The organism is Shinella sp. HZN7 (genome assembly GCF_001652565.1).
In the GTDB taxonomy this organism is placed as follows: Bacteria; Pseudomonadota; Alphaproteobacteria; order Rhizobiales; family Rhizobiaceae; genus Shinella; species Shinella granuli.
Map to the genome: position 1 here is coordinate 16,454 of NZ_CP015742.1, position 17,356 is coordinate 33,809.

Here is a 17,356-nt window from a genome sequence, read left to right on the forward strand (position 1 = left end):
GGGGGGGGGGGGGGGTCAATGGCCCTGGATCCGATCAACCGTTCCTACGGATGATCATGCACACGGCTTTTTGAAGCCAGGGTGAAGACCTGTGCGATGACGTCGGTCGTATAGACCTGCTCGCCGTTGCGTTCGTAGCTGGAATTCGAGATGCGGGACTCGACATAGACAAGGTCGCCTTGCCCAACATTGCCCTCGATCCATTCGGCCTGTTTCTTGTCGAGGATCGTGACCTGGACCCAGTCGGTCGCGGTTTGACGGTCTCCATCCGACAGCCATTCGCGATTGGTCGCGATGTTTACTTTCAGCACATTTTCGAGCTGTATTATATTGCCAACATGGCCAAGAAGGGTGTGACGGTTGACGCTTCGCACGGATTTAAACCTTCCTTAACTGCTAGAAACCGTTTATTTGTGCAGCTCGAACCAATGCCGCTCGGTTTGACCAGAGGTGTCATTCTTGATCTCGAAATAGTAAGGCTCTGACCTGAGCGGTCGGGAAATGGAGACCGTTTGTATGCAGCTCCGCTGCCGATCAGAGTTATAGAGACCGTGCGTATTGCCCTGGCAAACGTTGACTGTCTTGACGCACAAGTCGCCGTTTCTGGCGAATCCGTTGTGGTCCCTGCTGCTCCCGACCTGATAGCCCTCCGGGCATTGCGCATACCTCTCGTAGCCCGGCGCTCCCGTGCCACCTTCGGGGCAGGTCGGCCAGTCGAAGCCCGGCTTCTTCATCGCGGAGATCAGCCGGTTCATAGGCGGATGGCAGGCGGGCACGCCCCTCCAGGATGGGTTGGAAGACGAAGCGCACAGCAGGACTTCGCAGCCCCACTCGCTTGCGGAAGCCGGGGAGGGAAACAAGGCGGCCGTCAGAAGCATTCCGACGATGACGTTGACGGGTGTGGCTTTGGCAGACATCGGCAACCTTCTCATCCAACATACTAATTCGTAAATTATAGTTTATCCGACGATGGCGAGCAAGCGTAAGAAGCCTGATACTGATCTTGGCACGATGATCCTGCGAAACATGGCGATGGTCATGGAGCGCGAGCGGGAGAAGCGCGAATTGACGAAAAAAGAGATGGCGCGCCTCTGTGAGATCACCAGTCCATTTTATTTCGGGATTCTCAACGCCACAGCCAATCCGTCCCTCCAGGTCATCACGCGGATCAGCACGAATTTGAAGGTTCCACTGCAAGAGTTGATGATGGGCATTAAATCCAGCGACGGCTGAGTTTCATGGCATGCGCGGCTGAACCGGCCCGGCACTGCTGTTGCGGTTTCCGTAAATTATAATTTATCATCCTCCCATGCGCTTCGCACCGGACATGGCGTTCGGGCCAAAAGGGATGAGAATCTTGAAATACCCGCTGATTTCGGCGCTGCTCCTGACGGCGTCCGCGGCATGGGCTGCGGACAATCCGATGTGGCGTAGCGGCTTTACCTGGTCCTGCACGTTTTCGACGGTCATTCGATGCGAGCGGGCGACCGATTGCGCATCGCGCGGGGAGGCCGGCACGATCGCGGTGGCCTATCGCGAGAACCAGCTGGTCGACGCGGAAGGAAAGGCCCATTCGATCAAACGTCACTATGTTCAGACCGTCGCCGGCAGTCCGATCGGGAGCGAGGTGAAAATCGAGCTCGACACGAACGAGGTGATCTGGCTTTCACCGGCTGATGCGGCCGGGACATTTTCGGACAACTGGATCGGCGCGATGCTATCGCCGAAAGCTGGTGTGATCGTGCAGGAGCTTCGGCCGCTCATTTGCAAACCAGGGAGCAAACCAGAGTAAGTGGTGCTGCCCGCGGGCCGTCTTATCAGTGAGGGCCTTTGCAACTTCTTTGATGATTTTGGCCGTCCCAATCGCTATCTTGCTGCGGCCACTCATGACCGTGGGTCGGAATTCTTAGGTCTAAAAACTCGTTTTCGTCGAACTTCAGCGGGCAAATTGAGTTCATGAAAATCCCGCGAAAGCGGCAGTTTAGTCCTTGGGCGGTCATTCGTGAACTGTTTCAGGGACCTTTATAAACTCTTTGCAGAAAAATATCCCATTGATTTTTAAATCATAAATGCAATAAAGTCCCTCAACTGCTCTCCAACTGTCTCTAGAGATAGATTTGTCTAGCGACTAAATTTTTCGCATAAACGCGGAAATCGCCCCACGACTTACGGAGCGCAGGTGATGCAGGACTCGATTGTTGAAGTGACGAAGAGCGTCTCGGGTCTTCCTATTGAAACCTTGCTTGGGCTGATTGCCCTTGGCGCATTCGGCCTGGCCGCATTCGCGATCTATGCGGTGGGAGTTAATCCAAGCCAGTTGCTCCAGGTGGTGCAGACATTCTGCATCACGGCGCGCAATGATCGGCTGCCGGCCGCAGTCACCACAACAATCTGCGGCACGCCGTTAGCGCTACCTTCCGCAAACAGGGACGCAGGGTCATAGGTCCACTCGATGACGCGTCCATTTTTTGCAACATGGCGAATATGATGGGCGGTAAGTTCCCCATGTTTGATTGCATCCGCCACCTCTCCGAGAATCTTACCATCGTCGGGGCGGGCGGATTGATCAGGTGCGACCGTTTTTGCTGAGAGTTGCTTGTAAATATCCAGTTTGTCCAAGCCATGAAGTGCCGGATGCTTCCGGTTAACGGCAACTTCGGCAAAGTGGTGCAGGAAAACGGCTGCGACCATGCTCCGCCGCAACGCCTCGTAGGCTGCGTCCCGCGCCGCCTCTGCATCTTGTCGTGTTTCAAGAGCGGCAGCGCGATCCTCTGCACCCAAGAATTCCATGACGGAAGCCAGCACAATGCGCTCCCAATGGTTTACCAGTACTAATCCGCCCACGCATCGCCCCACTCTCTGTCGCATCTGAGAACAAGATATAAACGTGGCGTTATATCATGTCACATAAGTTTCATTATGGAACTAAGTTATTGATTATGTTTGTATAACCATCCCCTGACATCAGTAGGCGATCACCTTGAAAGCGCTGAAACTACCTTCGTCCGTCGCCTCGACATATTTATAACCGGCATTCGTCTTGACGGAGGCTCTCGCGAGCTCGCGGCGCCTTATCGCCTCCCACACCTGCGCGTACACCTGTTCGCCCTCATCACCACAGGGTTCAAGCACCATGAGGTGACGGGCCGCTTCATATAGAAAGGCCTGCTTCTTCACCTCGCTCTCCGCGCGAAGGTAATAGACCCACAAAAGGCATGCGCGATGAAGGTCATTGAAGCTCGGGTCATCCGGCTCGGGCAAAGGCTCAGGAACAAACTGCTTCATCAACACCATCGAAATAGCGGACGCGGTCAAGGCGCGCGCCTCACCTCGCCTTTACGCAAGAAATTAGCACGGAGTTCGTTCGCTAATCCAGCACCGCGCCTGTCGCGGCGCTTTATTCAGTTCACGATTGCACGCCCGGACCGACCATTTTTCCAGCATAAAGGGCAAAGGGCGGCCAGCATAATCTTCCAGGACTTCCTCACCGCGGATCGGCGAATGAGACCGCGCCGACCGTCGTGTCGCTGATCTACAGGGTTTCAATTTGGCGAATGCGCTGATACGTTCTTTGTATGTTCCCGCTTCCACGTTATCCCCTAATTCGGCGGCGGGCTCGGAAATCTCTTCTCAAAGCTATGGACGAATGGCAGCGGCTCATCTCGAAAAACTCAACGACCGGCAGCGCGAGGCGGTCGAGCACGGTATCGGCCTGCCGGATGGGAAGATCGGCGGCCCGCTGCTGATCATCGCCGGCGCGGGCAGCGGCAAGACCAACACGCTGGCGCACCGCGTCGCGCATCTGATCGTCAATGGCGCTGATCCGCGCCGTATACTGCTGATGACCTTTTCGCGGCGGGCGGCGTCCGAGATGGCGCGCCGTGTGCAGCGCATCTGCCGGCAGGTGCTCGGTGACAACGCAGCCGTCATGACCGACGCGCTGGCCTGGGCCGGCACCTTCCATGGCATCGGCGCCCGGCTCTTGCGCATGTATGCCGAGCAGATCGGTCTCAGCGTCGATTTCACCATCCATGACCGCGAGGATAGCGCCGACCTGATGAACCTCGTCCGGCATGACCTTGGCTTTTCTGCAAAGCAGAGCCGGTTCCCCACAAAGAGCACCTGCATCGCCATCTATTCCCGCGTGGTCAATTCCGAGGCTTCGATCAAGGAGATCCTGAAATCGTCCTATCCATGGGTGCTGGAATGGGAAGAGGAGTTGAAGCAGCTCTTCGCCGCCTACGTTGAAACCAAGCAGGCACAGAACGTTCTGGACTACGACGACTTATTGCTCTACTGGGCGCAGATGGTTTCCGAGCCGGAGCTGGCCGAGGACGTCGGCAACCGCTTCGACCACATCCTTGTCGATGAATACCAGGACACCAATCGCCTGCAGGCGTCGATCCTGATGTCTCTGGCGCCCGGCGGCCGCGGCCTGACTGTCGTCGGCGACGACGCGCAGTCGATCTATTCCTTCCGCGCTGCGACCATCCGCAACATCCTGGATTTTCCGAAAGAATTCTCGCCGAAGCCGGCCGATGTCATAACGCTCGACCGCAACTATCGCTCGACCCAGCCGATCCTGGCTGCGGCCAACGGTGTCATCGAACTGGCGCGGGAACGCTATACGAAAAATCTCTGGACCGACCGCGCCTCCGAGCAACGGCCCATGCTGGTCACCGTCAAGGACGAGGTGGACCAGGCCGCCTATATCGTCGAGCAGGTGCTCGCCAACCGCGAAATCGGCCTCACCTTGAAGCAGCAGGCGGTGCTGTTCCGCACCTCCAGTCACAGCAGCGCGCTGGAAATCGAACTGACGCGGAGAAACATTCCCTTTGTCAAATTCGGCGGTCTCAAATTCCTCGACGCCGCGCACGTCAAGGACATGCTGGCGGTCATGCGGTTTAGCCAAAACCCGCGCGACCGGGTTGCCGGCTTCCGGGTGCTGAAGTTGTTGCCAGGTATCGGGCCGCAGACGGCCGGCAAGATCCTCAACACGATTGCCGCCGACCCCGAGCCCTTGCAGTCGCTCGCCGAAATTCCGCCACCGGCAAAAACCGGCGACGACTGGGGCGCCTTCGTGACGTTGGTCTCGGCGCTACGAAAGGCGGAGGCAGGCTGGCCGGCGGAGATCGGCACGGTTCGAATGTGGTACGAGCCGCACCTCGAACGCATCCATGAGGACGCCGACACCCGCAAGGATGACCTGCTGCAGCTCGAACAGATCGCCGGCGGCTACGCCAGTCGTGAGCGCTTTCTCACGGAATTGACCTTGGACCCGCCCGATGCGACCAGCGACCAGGCCGGCGTGCCGCTCCTTGACGAAGACTACCTGATCTTGAGCACGATCCATTCGGCCAAGGGCCAGGAATGGCGTGCCGTATTCATGCTCAATGTCGTCGACGGCTGCATCCCATCTGACCTTGGCACCGGCTCTACCCCCGAGCTGGAGGAAGAACGGCGCTTGCTCTATGTCGGCATGACGCGGGCGCGCGATAGCCTCACCCTGATCACGCCGCAGCGGTTTTTTACGAGCGGGCAAAACGCAAGGGGCGACCGATACGTGACCGCTGCGCGAACACGCTTCATCCCGGCCACGCTCTTGCAGTTTTTCGAGGTGGCCGGCTGGCCGAAGGTGGGTGCCTCCGCCGGCGAGCAGAGCACGCGCCAAGTCCGCGTCGATATCGGTGCGCGGATGCGATCGATGTGGAAATGAGCCATGCAGCCCGTCATATCGGCCGAGATAGAGGAGCAGAAACCGGACCGCGAGGAGCGAGTCCGGCGCATCATCCATGTGGACATGGACGCGTTTTATGCCTCCGTCGAACAGCGCGATAATCCGGAACTGCGGGGCAAACCCGTTGCTGTCGGCGGTGCGGCCGCCCGCGGTGTCGTGGCGGCAGCAAGCTATGAGGCCCGAGTGTTCGGCGTGCGATCCGCCCTGCCATCGATCACCGCCAAGCGGCGCTGCCCGGATCTGATCTTCGTTCCGCCGCGCTTTGACGTCTATCGTGCCGTTTCATCGCAGATCCATGCGATCTTCGCAGAACACACCGACCTTATCGAGCCCTTGTCGCTCGACGAGGCCTATCTCGATGTCACGGCCAACAAGCAGGGCATTCGGATCGCGACGGAGATCGCCACCAGGATCCGCGCCCGCATCAAGGAAGTCACCGGGCTCAACGCCTCGGCCGGGATTTCCTACTGCAAGTTTTTGGCCAAGATGGCCTCCGACCTCAACAAGCCCAACGGCCAGGCGGTCATCACGCCCAAGAACGGACCGGCTTTCGTCGAGGGGCTCGCCGTCAAGAAATTCCATGGCGTGGGACCTGCGACCGCCGCGAAGATGGAACGGCTCGGCATTCTGACCGGCGCCGATCTCAGGGAAAAGTCGCTTGCCTTCCTGCAGGAGCATTTCGGAAAGTCGGGTGCTTGGTACTATAACATCTCCCGCGGCATCGACGATCGCCCGGTTCGCCCCGACCGGGAGCGCAAGTCCGTCGGCGCCGAAGATACCTTTATGACGGATATCTTCGATTTGGATGCAGCGCGTACGGAAATCTCCCCGCTCGTCGCCAAGGTATGGCGGCATTGCGAAGCCAAGAACCTGCACGGCCGGTCAGTGACCCTGAAGGTGAAATACGCCGACTTCCAGATCATCACGCGGAGCAGGACCGAAGCCTCTCCATTCGGATCGGCCGGCGAGATCGTCGCGACCGTCCACTCCCTCCTTGTTCCCTTGTTTCCCACGGCGAAGGGGATTCGTCTTCTCGGCGTCACCCTGTCGTCCTTCACCGACGACGTCGAGAGCGGGCACGATGAGCAGCTTCAACTAGAGATCTAAACTCACCTCTGCTCGCCCGGCCGCATCGAAATCCGAGATCGCCGCGCTAGATTATTCCAAGCCGCGATACCGCCGAGCCGCTGGAGGGACCATGTGCAACGACTACAGATTGATGGTCGAGCTTGCCTCGGTCATCGAGGAATTCGAGCACCTTAAGATCAAGATCCGCTTTCCCGAGGGCAGGCCGAACATCGAGGCGCGCGAGGATATCAGAATCACCGACACGGCCCCGATCGTTCGCACTATTGAAGGCGAGCGCGGCGTAGGCGAGCTTGTCCAGCGCCGGTGGAGCTGGCCGGGACCGAGCAAGAAGCCGGTCTATAATTTCAGGTCGGAGGGGCGCGAGTTCGCCTCGAACCGGGCTTTGATCCTCAGTGATGGGTTCTACGAGTTTATGTGGACACTTATTGATTATGCGATTTGGAGGGGTCGAGGATGCGCGTTGTCCGGGTGCGAGAGGAGGCTGGCGATCGCTTTGAGCTGATCGACGAACATGGTGAGGTCGATGGGCGCGCGGCGAGTTTTGTCCGCAGTCTGCTTGGGCGCGGGTGTTCGCCGCATACCGTTGCCGGCTATCTCTACGACCTCCGGCGCTTCTATGTATTCCTCGGAGAGAGCGGCCTGACCCTCTCATCGTTCAAGGTCGCACACAGCGTCGATCTGCTGGCTTGGCTCGGCAAGATTCAAAGCAATCGGGTTCGGCTGACCTCATTTCCAGCCGCCGTGCGCACCACATTGTCGCCGACCAGCATCAACCGCATCATGGCGGCGATCTCGAGCTTTTTCGATCATCTCGTTCTGGCCGGCGAACCGGGTGTTGACGCCAATCCGCTGGCAACATCGCAGGAGCTGGCACGGGGCGGCGTCGCGCGACGGCGAGCGCGTGGTGCGCGGCGCCTGAAGCGGGTGGAGCGTATTCCGCGGCCGCTATCGCGCGATCAGGTCGAAGCCCTGTTGGCGGTAATCGATAGGATTCGCGACCGCGCGATGATCCTGCTGATGCTGCAAGGAGGGCTGCGCCCCGGAGAGGTGCTGAACGTCCATCTCGACGACATCGAGTATGGCCGCCGGCGCGTCACGATTCGCCATCGAACCGACCATCCCAAGGGCGTGCGCACAAAGAGCCGGAAGGAGCGCGTCATCGATCTGCACGAGCCAGAGGCCCTCGCGGCGGTCAGCCGCTATGTGGCCACCGAACGACCAACGAACGCGCCGAGCCGCCACCTGTTCCTCGTCGGCGGAGGTGGGCACCGGGCGACCGAGGCTCTCAGCTATGCCGCGCTCGCCAAGATGTTCAAACGCCGCTGCATCGCGGCCGGACTGCGCGAATCCTGGATCACGCCGCACGCGCTGCGCCACACCCATGCGACCTGGCTCTGGGAAGGAGGGATGCGCGAACTGGCCCTCCAACGCCGCCTTGGTCACGCGTCCTATGAATCGACCAAGGGCTATACCAGGGTCAGCGATGCCATGATGCTGGAGGATTACAGACGCGCCCTCGCGGTGCAGGCCGACCGGGTGCGCAATGCCGAAGCTCTTTGAACGGCCCGAAGGCGGACATGCGCTCGATCTCTATGAGGCGGTTGTCGGCTCACATCCACCGGGAGGTCGCAACCAACCCCTCCAGCACGCCTGGGCCTTCTCGCGCCTTTACCCCCAGCTCGATGAATGGCTAACGGCCCCACTCACCGATCGTATCGGTGCGTCCGTGGTAAGGCGCGGTCCGGCCTATGCCAGCCTCAAGGGGCGGCAATACATCTACTTCCTTTCGTCGATCGGGCGCATCGATCTCGAATGGGACTGGATCATTGGTGTTGGCGATCATCGGTTCCGCGACGACTTTCTTCCGCCGGCTGTGCGGGCGTTCGAGAAACGGCTCGGCGAGCAACTCGTGACGCTTGGATATAAGCGCGGCCACGAGCGGATCGGTCGCGCGATCAGGCTGTTCTATCTTCGCCACGGAGAGGGCGTGATCAACGTCGGTGAGCGGCACATCGAAGAGTTCCGGGCCGCATGGGGCGCTCTGGAGGCGAGAAAGGACTTCGCGGAACTGTTCAGGTCCGAGGCGTTCTTTCGCAGCCGGCGAGTGGCGATGCGTGGAGCCGCGTGGTCGCTGCAAACCGCGCTCTATCACCAGCATCTTGTGGCGAGGCCGCCACGTCGCACGGCGATCCGGCCGCGCATCTTCCGCGTCAAGCCGAGGATGGAAGCGCTCATCGTGCGATATGCAGAGGCGCGCGCTGCGATGGGCGCTCGGCCAGATACGGTGCAGAAGTACCGCAATGGCGGGCGTCATCTGGCGAACTGGCTTTGGGACAACGAGCCGGACATCGAATCCTTCAGCGAGTTGGAGCGCGAGCATATCCTCACCTATGCAGCCAGCCTTGTGGAGGCTGGCCTGTCGCTCGACGTCCAGCTCCAGCGTCTCTGTGGCCTGTCGGTCATGTTCCATGACACAACTGCCTGGGAGTGGCCGGAAGCACCGTCGCGTCCGATCATCGGATCGCGCGACCTGCCCAAGCGGCCGACCAGACTTCCGCGTTTTATTCCAGCCGAACAGCTTGGCCGCCTCATGTCGGCAGTTCGAGAGCTATCGGATGTCTATCAGCGAGCCGCGCTGATCATAGCAAGATGGAGTGGCGCCCGGCGGTCCGAGATTATGCGGCTTGAGTTCGATTGTCTCGATACCTATCCGGATGGCACACCGCGCCTGCGCATTCCGGCTGGCAAGACTGGCAAGGAGCGAATGGTTCCGCTCCACCCGGAAGCCGCGGACGCTATTCGCGAGCTTCAGGCCCTGGACCCGCCCGGCCGTGGATTCGCCGACGAGCGCACAGGAATCGAGGTGCGCCGGCTCTTCTCACTGAAGGGCCGATGCATATCGGCAAGTTGGTTGTTCGAAGCCTCTCTGGAATCGGCATGCCAGACCGCTGGTCTGGTGGACGATCGTGGTCGCGCGACGATCACCGCACATCGCTTTCGCCATACCGTCGGCACCGAACTGATCGAGGGCGGCGCACGGGTCCACACCGTGATGAAGATGCTCGGACACACCAGCACCGGCATGACGCTGGTTTATGCGCATCTGAGCGATGCGACGGTCCGAGAGGACTATATGAAGGTGCTTGGCCCCGGTGCGCTGATCGCTGGACCTCTCGCCGAGACGTTGCGTTCGAGGGCAATGCCGGAGGATTCCCTCGCCTGGTTGAAGGCCAACTTCTTCCGCACGGAGCTGGAGCTTGGTCATTGCCTCCGACTACCGGAGGAAGGTCCGTGCGAATGCGATCTCTACCTGACTTGTGCAAAGTTCGTGACGACGCCCGACTACGCGCCGCGGCTGCGCGAGCGTCGGATTCGCGAGATTACGCTGGCCGACGAAGCGCGGATGAAGGGCTTTCATCGGGAGGCCGAGCGTCACGAATGCACACAGCGTCGCATCGAGGAACTTCTATCGGATCTCGGCGAACCACAAATCGTCAACCAGGACGCCTCACCTCATGACGCTTTAGCACGGTGAACAGCGCTACCACCAGCACCACATTGACCAACGCGACGGCAAGCAGCGTTTCGAGCGCGCCATCGGCTCCGAACGAGTCGATCAACAGCGCGCCGAGCGACGGCGACGCCGCCTGCATGATGAGGCTCGGCATGGCGATGCGGCCCATGATCGAGGCGTAGCGGCCTTCTCCGAAAACGGCGAGCGGCAGCGTGCCGCGCGCGATCGACTCGATGCCTATGCCGGCGCCGTAGAAGATCAAGGCGGCGGCGATGACCGGGAACCCGATCCATAAAAGCCCGACGCCGATCGCCACGAACACTGTGGAAGCGAACTTCGTCCAGATCGGATGATGGAAGCGGCTGATCAGCATCTCGATCGCCCGGGCGCCGACCTGCGACGGCCCGACGATCGCGCCGAGCGCGACGGCGGCCGCAAGCGCGATCTCGCGCGCCTGAAGGATGGTGAGCAGATGCACCGACAGCATCGCCGAGATCATCGAGCTGATGGTAATGACCAGGGCGACCAGCCCGAATACCAGCTTCGAGGTCGCCGCCGCCGGAGCGACGGTCGCGCCAGCACGGCTTTCGGGGACTAGGCCGGCACGGAGACTACGCTTCGGCTCGGTCGGCAGGGCGAAGACATAGAGCGGCAGCAGCACGACGACGTGGACCGCCGCATAGATCAGACAGGCATTCCGCCAGCCGAACTCCGAGACGAACAGGGCCGAGAGCGGCCAGCAAACTGTGCTGGCAAAACCGCCGAACAGGGTGAGCGACGCGATTGCCGTGCGAGCGCGCTGACCATAGAGCCTGCCGAGCGTGGCAAACGCTGCGTCGTAGAGGCCGGCGCCCATGCCGATACCGAGCACCAGCCACGACACGATGTAGAACGGCAGGTTCGGCGACAGGGCAAGGCCGGCGAGCCCGAGCGCAAGGAACACGGCACTGGTGGCAAGCACCAGCCGGCCGCCGAGGCGCTGGATGCTGTCTCCGACGCGCGGCGAGACGATGCCGGCGACCAGCAGACCAAGGGAAAGGCCGCCGACCACCCAGGCCAGCGGCCAGCCGGTATCGCTGGCGATCGGCTGCGCGAGAACGGCCAGCAGATAGTAGGACGAGCCCCAGGCGAGGATCTGCGTGATGCCGAGGACCGGAATGACGAACAGGAGGCGCGGCGGCTCGTAGTGCGAAGGGGCTGCGTCGCTGGCTGCGACGCTCACGCGGCGACCCCGCAGCCGCATCCCTTCTTGCCTTCTTCCTTCGCCACGGCGTCGGCAACGCAGCAGGCATCGACCTCGGCCGGCGCCGGACCGCCGCAGCATCCCGACACGCCAGCCCCGCCGACATCCAAATTGGTGACGCACACGCCTGTCTCGGGCAGCACTAGATGGATATTGTCGGCGGCGACGATATCGCCGGCGAGCGCCGCAGCAACGGACCGGACCTGCTCGTAGCCGGTCAGCAGCAGGAAGGTCGGCGCGCGGCCGTAGCTCTTGATGCCCACAGTGTAGAAACCCGGCTCCAGATGGGCGAGTTCGCGATGGCCGTGCGGCGGCACGGAGCCGCAGGAGTGTTCGTTGGGATCGATCAGCGGGCCGAGCGCCTTTGTGCTTTCGAGCCATGGATCGAGATCGAGGCGTAGCTCGCGCGTCAGCGACAGGTCGGGCCGCTGGCCGGTCGCGGCGACGATCCGGTCGACAGGGCCAACCGTGCGCGGGCCTTCGGTCGTCTCGCCATCCACGATCAGCCGACCATTCTCTTCACGAATGGCGAGGATCGCGAAGCCGGCGACGAGGGGCACGCGGCCGCTCTCGACCAGATCGCGCGTGTCAGCGCCCAACTCACCACGCGCCGGCAACTGGTCCGCATCGCCGCCTCCGTAGATGCGGACGAGGTTGGTGCTGCGCGTCGCCCAGATCGCCCTGGTCGTCGGCTCCGTCTCCGCCAGACGGACAAGATCGAGCAGCGCGTTCGCGGCAGAGTGTCCGGCACCGACCACCAGCGTCGTTCGTCCGGCATAGGTACTCCGATCCCGGCCGAGCACGTCGGGAATGCCATAGGCAATGCGGTCGGCGAATTCGACTTCGCCGTTGGCCGGCAGACCGCTCGCGCCGAGCGGGTTGGGCGTGGCCCACGTGCCGGAAGCGTCGATCACCGCGCGGGCAAGATCACGGCGGATTCCTTCGGCGGTCTTCACCACCAGCACGAACGGTCGTTCCTCCCGGCCGTGGCTGACCACCTTGTCGATGCCGAGCCGTGAGATCGCCGTGACGCGGGCGTTGGTCTCAATGACCGGGGCCAACTCGGGTGTCGCGGCAAGCGGCTCGAGATAGTCACGCACGATCTCGACTCCGGTCGGGAATGCGTCGGCCGGCGGCAGCGACCAACCCTGGCGCTCCAGCAGATCGACCGATGCCGCGTCCACGCAATACCGCCACGGCGTAAACACCCGAACATGGCCCCAGTCGCGGAGGTTGGCGCCGATCGCGGCTCCCGCCTCATAGAGCCTCACCGGCACGCCGCGGCCGACGAGATGCGCGGCAGCGGCCAGACCGACAGGACCGCCGCCGATGACAGCGACCGGCAGGGATTCGAGAGCTTGCTTCGTCATATTCGGTCCTTCCAGGATCATCGAAATAGATGGCAAAAAAGAGAGCCGTTCATGCGGCGGCTTCCTCGCTGCTCGCGCAGGCCGCGTCGGCGCAGCATTCGTCGGCGAGGAAGCCGATGAGCCTGTTCATGGCCGGGTAGTTGGCGCGACAGATCAACGTGGTGGCCTGACGCTCCTGCGTCACCAGTTCCGTCGCGATCAGCCGTTGCAGATGATGGGAGAGCGTCGAGGCGGGTATGCCCAGCCGCTCCTGCAGGCGGCCGACCGGCAGACCGGCATCGCCGGCCCGCACGAGCGTCCGATAGACCTGAAGCCGGGTCGGGTTGCCGATCGCTTCGAGCTGCTTTGCTGTTTGTTCGAGATTCATGGAAATAAGGTACGCCTGCAAACAGCGAGGGTCAATCGCTCTTTCCATGATTCTCGAAATATCGGCAAAAAAACGCCGCTGCTCAGGATAAGAGAAGCTTGACGCCGGATATCAGAAGGACAGCGGCGAGGATGAAGCGCAGCGCATTGTCCGGCAGGTGACGGCTGCCGACGAACGCCCCGACCGCACCCCCGATACCGACCGCAAGCAACCACATCGGAAGGGCACTGGGGACTGCTCCTATGATGCTGTAGGCGCCGGCCAGTGCTGCGGCCGAGTTGAGCAGATTGTAGGCGGCCGTCACAGCGGCAGTCTTGCGCAGAGGCACCCAGTTCATCGCCAGAATGATGGGGGCGAGGAAAATCCCGCCTCCCGTGCCGGTCATTCCCGACAGAAAGCCGATGCCCGCGCCGACCAACAGGGCCGGAATGAACGGAGGCTCAGATGGAGGCAGTCGCCGCTCTGCTGCGGGCTGTAAGGCCGAGCGGATCATCTGGGCGGCCGAGAGGAGGAGAATGATGCCGACGACAGGATAGTAGTAGTGCCCCGGTAGGTGAATCGCCCCTCCGAACAACGAGAATGGGAAACCCAGAACTGCTAACGGATAAAACGTGCGTAAGGACAGCAAACCGCTGCGCCAAAACTGGAATGTTCCGATGGCCGCGACGAGGAGGTTGAGCGACAGGGCCGTCGTCTTCATGGCCGCGGGGCCAAACCCGAAAAGACCCATGACTGCGAGGTAGCCGGACGCGCCCGCCTGTCCGACCGAAGCGTAGAGCAGCGCGATAACGAGGAACAGAAGTGCGAGCCATGTATCGTCGCTGCTCAATGCGTCTCTTTCACCTCTCCATGTCTCAGCCGGAAGATTGACTATTAGCTATCCTGGGCGGCATCCGCCACTTTCGTTGGCCGGGAAGATTCTCGCTCATACCAGTCCTTGGAGCGGTTCACGATCCACACGACCGACAGCATGACCGGCACCTCGATCAGCACGCCGACGACGGTGGCGAGCGCAGCGCCCGACTGGAAGCCGAACAGGCTGATGGCGGCGGCGACCGCCAGCTCGAAGAAGTTGGACGCCCCGATCAGGGCCGAGGGTCCGGCCACGCAATGCTGCTCTCCCGAGATCCGATTGAGCAGGTAGGCAAGCCCGGAGTTGAAATAGACCTGGATCAGGATCGGCACGGCCAGCAGCCCGATGATGAGCGGCTGCGCTAGAATCTGCTCGCCTTGGAAGCCGAAGAGCAGAACGAGCGTGGCGAGAAGCGCGACCAGCGACAGCGGCTGGAGCCGGTCGAGGAGGCGCTTCAACGTCGCTTCGCCGCCTGTCGCCAGCACCCGGCGGCGCAGAAGCTGCGCGGCGATCACCGGCACGACGATGTAGAGCACGACCGAGAAGACAAGCGTGTCCCACGGCACGGTGATGGCGGAGAGGCCGAGCAGCAGTCCAACAATCGGGGCGAAGGCGAACACCATGATCGTGTCGTTGAGCGCCACCTGGCTGAGCGTGAAATGCGGCTCGCCCTTGGTCAGGTTCGACCAGACGAAGACCATCGCCGTGCAGGGCGCGGCGGCGAGGATGATCAGGCCGGCGATGTAGCTGTCGATCTGGTCGGCCGGCAGGTAGGGCTGGAACAGATAGCCGATGAACAGCCAGCCGAGCGCCGCCATCGAGAACGGCTTCACCGCCCAGTTGACGAACAGGGTGACGCTGATACCGCGCCAATGACGTCCGACCTCGCCGAGCGCGGCGAAGTCGATCTTCAGCAGCATCGGGATGATCATCAGCCAGATCAGCGCAGCGACCGGCAGGTTGACTTTGGCGATCTCGGCTTCGGCGACGGCGTGGAAGGCCCCCGGCATATATTGGCCGAGCGCGATGCCCGCGACGATGCACAGCGCCACCCAGAGGGTGAGATAGCGTTCAAAGGTGGACATGGTACTTCCTCATGCTGTCGCGACACGGCGGCCGTGCTGGTCGACAACGCGCTCGCCGTCTTCCTTGACGAACGCACCGCGTTGCGGCGGCAGCAGATCGAGCACGTCTTCCGAGGGCCGGCAGAGCCGAACGCCCTTCGGACTGACCACGATCGGCCGGTTGATGAGGATCGGGTGCGCCATCATGGCGTCGAGGAGCTGATCTTCGGCTAGGTTCGGATCGCCAAGACCAAGCTCGGCATAGGGCGTTCCCTTCTCACGCAGCAGGTCGCGCATCGAAATGCCCATGCGCTGGATGAGTTGGACCAGCATCAGCCTTGACGGTGGTGTCTTCAGATACTCGATGACATGCGGCTCGACGCCGGCGTTGCGGATCATCGCGAGTGTGTTGCGCGACGTGCCGCAGTCCGAATTGTGATAGATGATGACGTCCATGACCGGCCTCATGCCACGCTTGGACGCGGCCTGGTCGCACCCTTCAACTGACCGATCTCGACGAGCTTCGAGCCGAGCGCCATGCGATCAATGCTGGCGAGCGGCAATGCGGTGAATACGGAAATCCGGGTCTTGAGGTAGCGGAACGCCGCGACGAAAGCGGCCTCCTTCTGAATGTCCGCTCCTTCGACCGCGGCGGGATCTTCAATGCCCCAATGCGCCGTCATGGGCTGGCCCGGCCAGACCGGGCAGGCTTCCCCGGCCGCGTTGTCGCAGACCGTGAACACGAAATCCATGACAGGCGCGTCGGGCCGCGCAAACTCCTCCCAGCTCTTCGAGCGGAATCCATCGGCCGGATAGTCGTAGGCCCGCAGCACCTTCAGGGCGAACGGATTGACGGCGCCCTTCGGCTGGCTGCCGGCGGAGAACGCCCGGAAGCGGCCGCCGCCGTCCTTGGCCAAAATGCTCTCTGCCAGGATCGACCGTGCCGAATTGCCGGTGCAGAGAAACAGGACGTTGTAGATGCGTTCAGTCATGGGCGGCCTCCTTGGCGGCGTTCGTTTGTGGGGGCAGCATGGCGACAGCTCGGCGACCAGTGGCGCGCAGATCTCCGGGTGGCCGCCGCAGCAATCCTTGACGAGGAAGCCGGTCAGATCGCGCACGGCGTCGAGCTTCGCCCGGTAGATGATGGATCTGCTTTGGCGCTCGGCGTCGATCAACCCAGCGCGGCTGAGGATGGCCAGATGCGTCGACATGGTGTTGTGAGGCACCGCCATATGCTTGGCGATCTCGCCAGCCGGAAGTCCGTCAGGCTCGTGCTCCATGAGGAGCCGGAACACGTCGAGGCGCGTGGACTGGGCGAGCGCAGCGAAGGCGAGAATGGCTTGTTCTGATTCCATATGTCGAGACTAATCGACATATGGCAGCGAGTCCAGCCTTCATGCGTGCCAGTGGGTAAGCATAGCAGCCCCGGCACGCTGTGCTGTTTTGGATGGCTCCGCGCGCCGGGGCTGCTATGCTTCTGCACGAAGGCGTCCAGATTGATGTTGCATGTCCACATAACTGAGTTCACGGATCCGATCGAGAAAGGCAAGAAACGCAAGGACAAGTGGCTGTTTCGGAAAGCTGGGGAGCCAATCTTTGCCATTGCCGGAATCTGGCGGGCCACCGAGGAGGTCGGCGAGGCGTTCACCATGCTCACTCTGGAGCCCGGTCCTGATATCGCCCCCTACCACGACCGCCAGATCGTCATCCTCGAGCGCGACGCCTGGGCGGATTGGCTCGATCCATCCGTGTCCGCCAAGTCACTGATCAAGCCACTTCCGGCCGGCTCCCTTTCAGTGGAGCAAGTCGGCTGATGCGTTTCTCCTTCCCGCATAGTCACGCCTTCCCCGGCGGCGAGGTCCGCGTCGAAGATGCCGAAGCGGCCGAAGGAATGTGCGTGGTCGAGTTCGGCGACGGGATCGCCATGATCGGAGAATGGCATCCGGACGGCGACGATGTTCATCTCTCCATCCCGGCCTACCGCACCGCTAGCGGCACGGATGTCGAGGCTCGGCGCTGGCGGCTGGCCCACGACAAGAATGGAACCTGGCGCTCGCGGCGATCCGCGTGACCGCACCTTGCGGCGACCCCTTCCCGAAGTGACGAAGGGCGCTCGACC

Annotated in this window: 18 protein-coding genes and 3 pseudogenes; 9 read left to right on the top strand and 12 right to left on the bottom strand. The window is 61.9% G+C overall.

What is annotated here, in order from left to right:
• Nucleotides 1-44 precede the first annotated feature (44 nt).
• Both shn_RS30990 and shn_RS30995 read right to left on the bottom strand, forming a co-directional pair.
• Nucleotides 45-374: a single-stranded DNA-binding protein gene (locus tag shn_RS30990; protein WP_064334368.1), complete on the bottom strand. Its 330-nt coding sequence runs from the start codon at nucleotides 372-374 to the stop codon at nucleotides 45-47.
• 33 nt (nucleotides 375-407) lie between these two features.
• Complete coding sequence (locus shn_RS30995; RefSeq protein WP_064334369.1) at nucleotides 408-917, bottom strand: hypothetical protein; 510 nt, start codon at nucleotides 915-917, stop codon at nucleotides 408-410.
• 52 nt (nucleotides 918-969) lie between these two features.
• On the opposite strand from shn_RS30995, the gene shn_RS31000 reads away from it, so the two are divergent.
• Together shn_RS31000 and shn_RS31005 are read left to right on the top strand one after the other, a co-directional pair.
• On the top strand, nucleotides 970-1,233 hold the full coding sequence (locus shn_RS31000) for a helix-turn-helix domain-containing protein (protein WP_084438690.1): 264 nt from the start codon (nucleotides 970-972) through the stop codon (nucleotides 1,231-1,233).
• A 124-nt stretch (nucleotides 1,234-1,357) separates the two neighbouring features.
• Entirely contained in the window at nucleotides 1,358-1,792 is a 435-nt protein-coding gene (locus tag shn_RS31005) for a hypothetical protein (protein ID WP_145926123.1), read from the top strand.
• A gap of 497 nt (nucleotides 1,793-2,289) precedes the next feature.
• Here shn_RS31005 and shn_RS36125 read toward each other — a convergent pair whose 3' ends face one another.
• Together shn_RS36125 and shn_RS31020 are read right to left on the bottom strand one after the other, a co-directional pair.
• Nucleotides 2,290-2,805, bottom strand: a complete 516-nt coding sequence (locus tag shn_RS36125; protein WP_145926124.1) for a hypothetical protein — start codon at nucleotides 2,803-2,805, stop codon at nucleotides 2,290-2,292.
• 159 nt (nucleotides 2,806-2,964) lie between these two features.
• Complete coding sequence (locus tag shn_RS31020) at nucleotides 2,965-3,315, bottom strand: hypothetical protein (RefSeq protein ID WP_145926125.1); 351 nt, start codon at nucleotides 3,313-3,315, stop codon at nucleotides 2,965-2,967.
• Nucleotides 3,316-3,646: 331 nt separating this feature from the next.
• On the opposite strand from shn_RS31020, the gene shn_RS31025 reads away from it, so the two are divergent.
• From shn_RS31025 to shn_RS36130, 5 genes and pseudogenes are all read left to right on the top strand, one after another.
• A complete protein-coding gene (locus tag shn_RS31025; RefSeq protein ID WP_064334375.1) occupies nucleotides 3,647-5,716 on the top strand; it encodes an ATP-dependent helicase in 2,070 nt (689 codons plus the stop codon).
• 3 nt (nucleotides 5,717-5,719) lie between these two features.
• Nucleotides 5,720-6,844: a DNA polymerase IV gene (gene dinB, locus shn_RS31030; protein WP_064334376.1), complete on the top strand. Its 1,125-nt coding sequence runs from the start codon at nucleotides 5,720-5,722 to the stop codon at nucleotides 6,842-6,844.
• Between the two features lie 91 nt (nucleotides 6,845-6,935).
• Nucleotides 6,936-7,238, top strand: a pseudogene (locus shn_RS31035) (SOS response-associated peptidase); the annotation flags it as partial.
• A gap of 41 nt (nucleotides 7,239-7,279) precedes the next feature.
• Nucleotides 7,280-8,386 (top strand): tyrosine-type recombinase/integrase, encoded by a 1,107-nt coding sequence (locus tag shn_RS31040; protein WP_064334377.1) that lies wholly within the window; start codon nucleotides 7,280-7,282, stop codon nucleotides 8,384-8,386.
• Complete coding sequence (locus shn_RS36130; RefSeq protein ID WP_064334378.1) at nucleotides 8,370-10,361, top strand: tyrosine-type recombinase/integrase; 1,992 nt, start codon at nucleotides 8,370-8,372, stop codon at nucleotides 10,359-10,361. The genes shn_RS31040 and shn_RS36130 overlap by 17 nt, the downstream gene beginning before the upstream one ends.
• Here the strand turns inward: shn_RS36130 and shn_RS31050 are convergent.
• The 8 genes and pseudogenes from shn_RS31050 to shn_RS37490 all read right to left on the bottom strand — a co-directional run.
• Nucleotides 10,321-11,562, bottom strand: coding sequence for an MFS transporter (locus shn_RS31050; protein WP_371328638.1), 1,242 nt, complete (start codon nucleotides 11,560-11,562; stop codon nucleotides 10,321-10,323). The two genes, shn_RS36130 and shn_RS31050, sit on opposite strands and share 41 nt — an antisense overlap.
• Complete coding sequence (locus shn_RS31055) at nucleotides 11,559-12,953, bottom strand: NAD(P)-binding protein (RefSeq protein WP_064334379.1); 1,395 nt, start codon at nucleotides 12,951-12,953, stop codon at nucleotides 11,559-11,561. Before shn_RS31055 ends, shn_RS31050 begins: the two co-directional genes overlap by 4 nt.
• Before the next feature lie 49 nt (nucleotides 12,954-13,002).
• Complete coding sequence (locus tag shn_RS31060; protein WP_064334380.1) at nucleotides 13,003-13,320, bottom strand: helix-turn-helix transcriptional regulator; 318 nt, start codon at nucleotides 13,318-13,320, stop codon at nucleotides 13,003-13,005.
• A gap of 82 nt (nucleotides 13,321-13,402) precedes the next feature.
• A complete protein-coding gene (locus shn_RS31065) occupies nucleotides 13,403-14,149 on the bottom strand; it encodes a sulfite exporter TauE/SafE family protein (RefSeq protein ID WP_064334381.1) in 747 nt (248 codons plus the stop codon).
• A 44-nt stretch (nucleotides 14,150-14,193) separates the two neighbouring features.
• Nucleotides 14,194-15,258, bottom strand: a complete 1,065-nt coding sequence (gene arsB / locus shn_RS31070; protein WP_064334382.1) for an ACR3 family arsenite efflux transporter — start codon at nucleotides 15,256-15,258, stop codon at nucleotides 14,194-14,196.
• Nucleotides 15,259-15,267: 9 nt separating this feature from the next.
• A complete protein-coding gene (gene arsC / locus shn_RS31075; protein WP_064334471.1) occupies nucleotides 15,268-15,693 on the bottom strand; it encodes an arsenate reductase (glutaredoxin) in 426 nt (141 codons plus the stop codon).
• 8 nt (nucleotides 15,694-15,701) lie between these two features.
• Nucleotides 15,702-16,229 carry an arsenate reductase ArsC gene (locus tag shn_RS37265; protein WP_064334472.1) on the bottom strand — a complete coding sequence of 176 codons (528 nt, stop codon included), beginning with the start codon at nucleotides 16,227-16,229 and terminating at the stop codon, nucleotides 15,702-15,704.
• 126 nt (nucleotides 16,230-16,355) lie between these two features.
• Nucleotides 16,356-16,592: pseudogene (locus shn_RS37490) on the bottom strand (ArsR/SmtB family transcription factor); the annotation flags it as partial.
• A gap of 165 nt (nucleotides 16,593-16,757) precedes the next feature.
• Between shn_RS37490 and shn_RS36135 the strand changes: the two are divergent.
• Together shn_RS36135 and shn_RS31090 are read left to right on the top strand one after the other, a co-directional pair.
• Nucleotides 16,758-17,051 (top strand): annotated as a pseudogene (locus shn_RS36135) (SOS response-associated peptidase family protein); the annotation flags it as partial.
• Nucleotides 17,051-17,308 (top strand): hypothetical protein, encoded by a 258-nt coding sequence (locus shn_RS31090; RefSeq protein ID WP_064334383.1) that lies wholly within the window; start codon nucleotides 17,051-17,053, stop codon nucleotides 17,306-17,308. The pseudogene shn_RS36135 and the gene shn_RS31090, both read left to right, overlap by 1 nt.
• Nucleotides 17,309-17,356 lie beyond the last annotated feature (48 nt).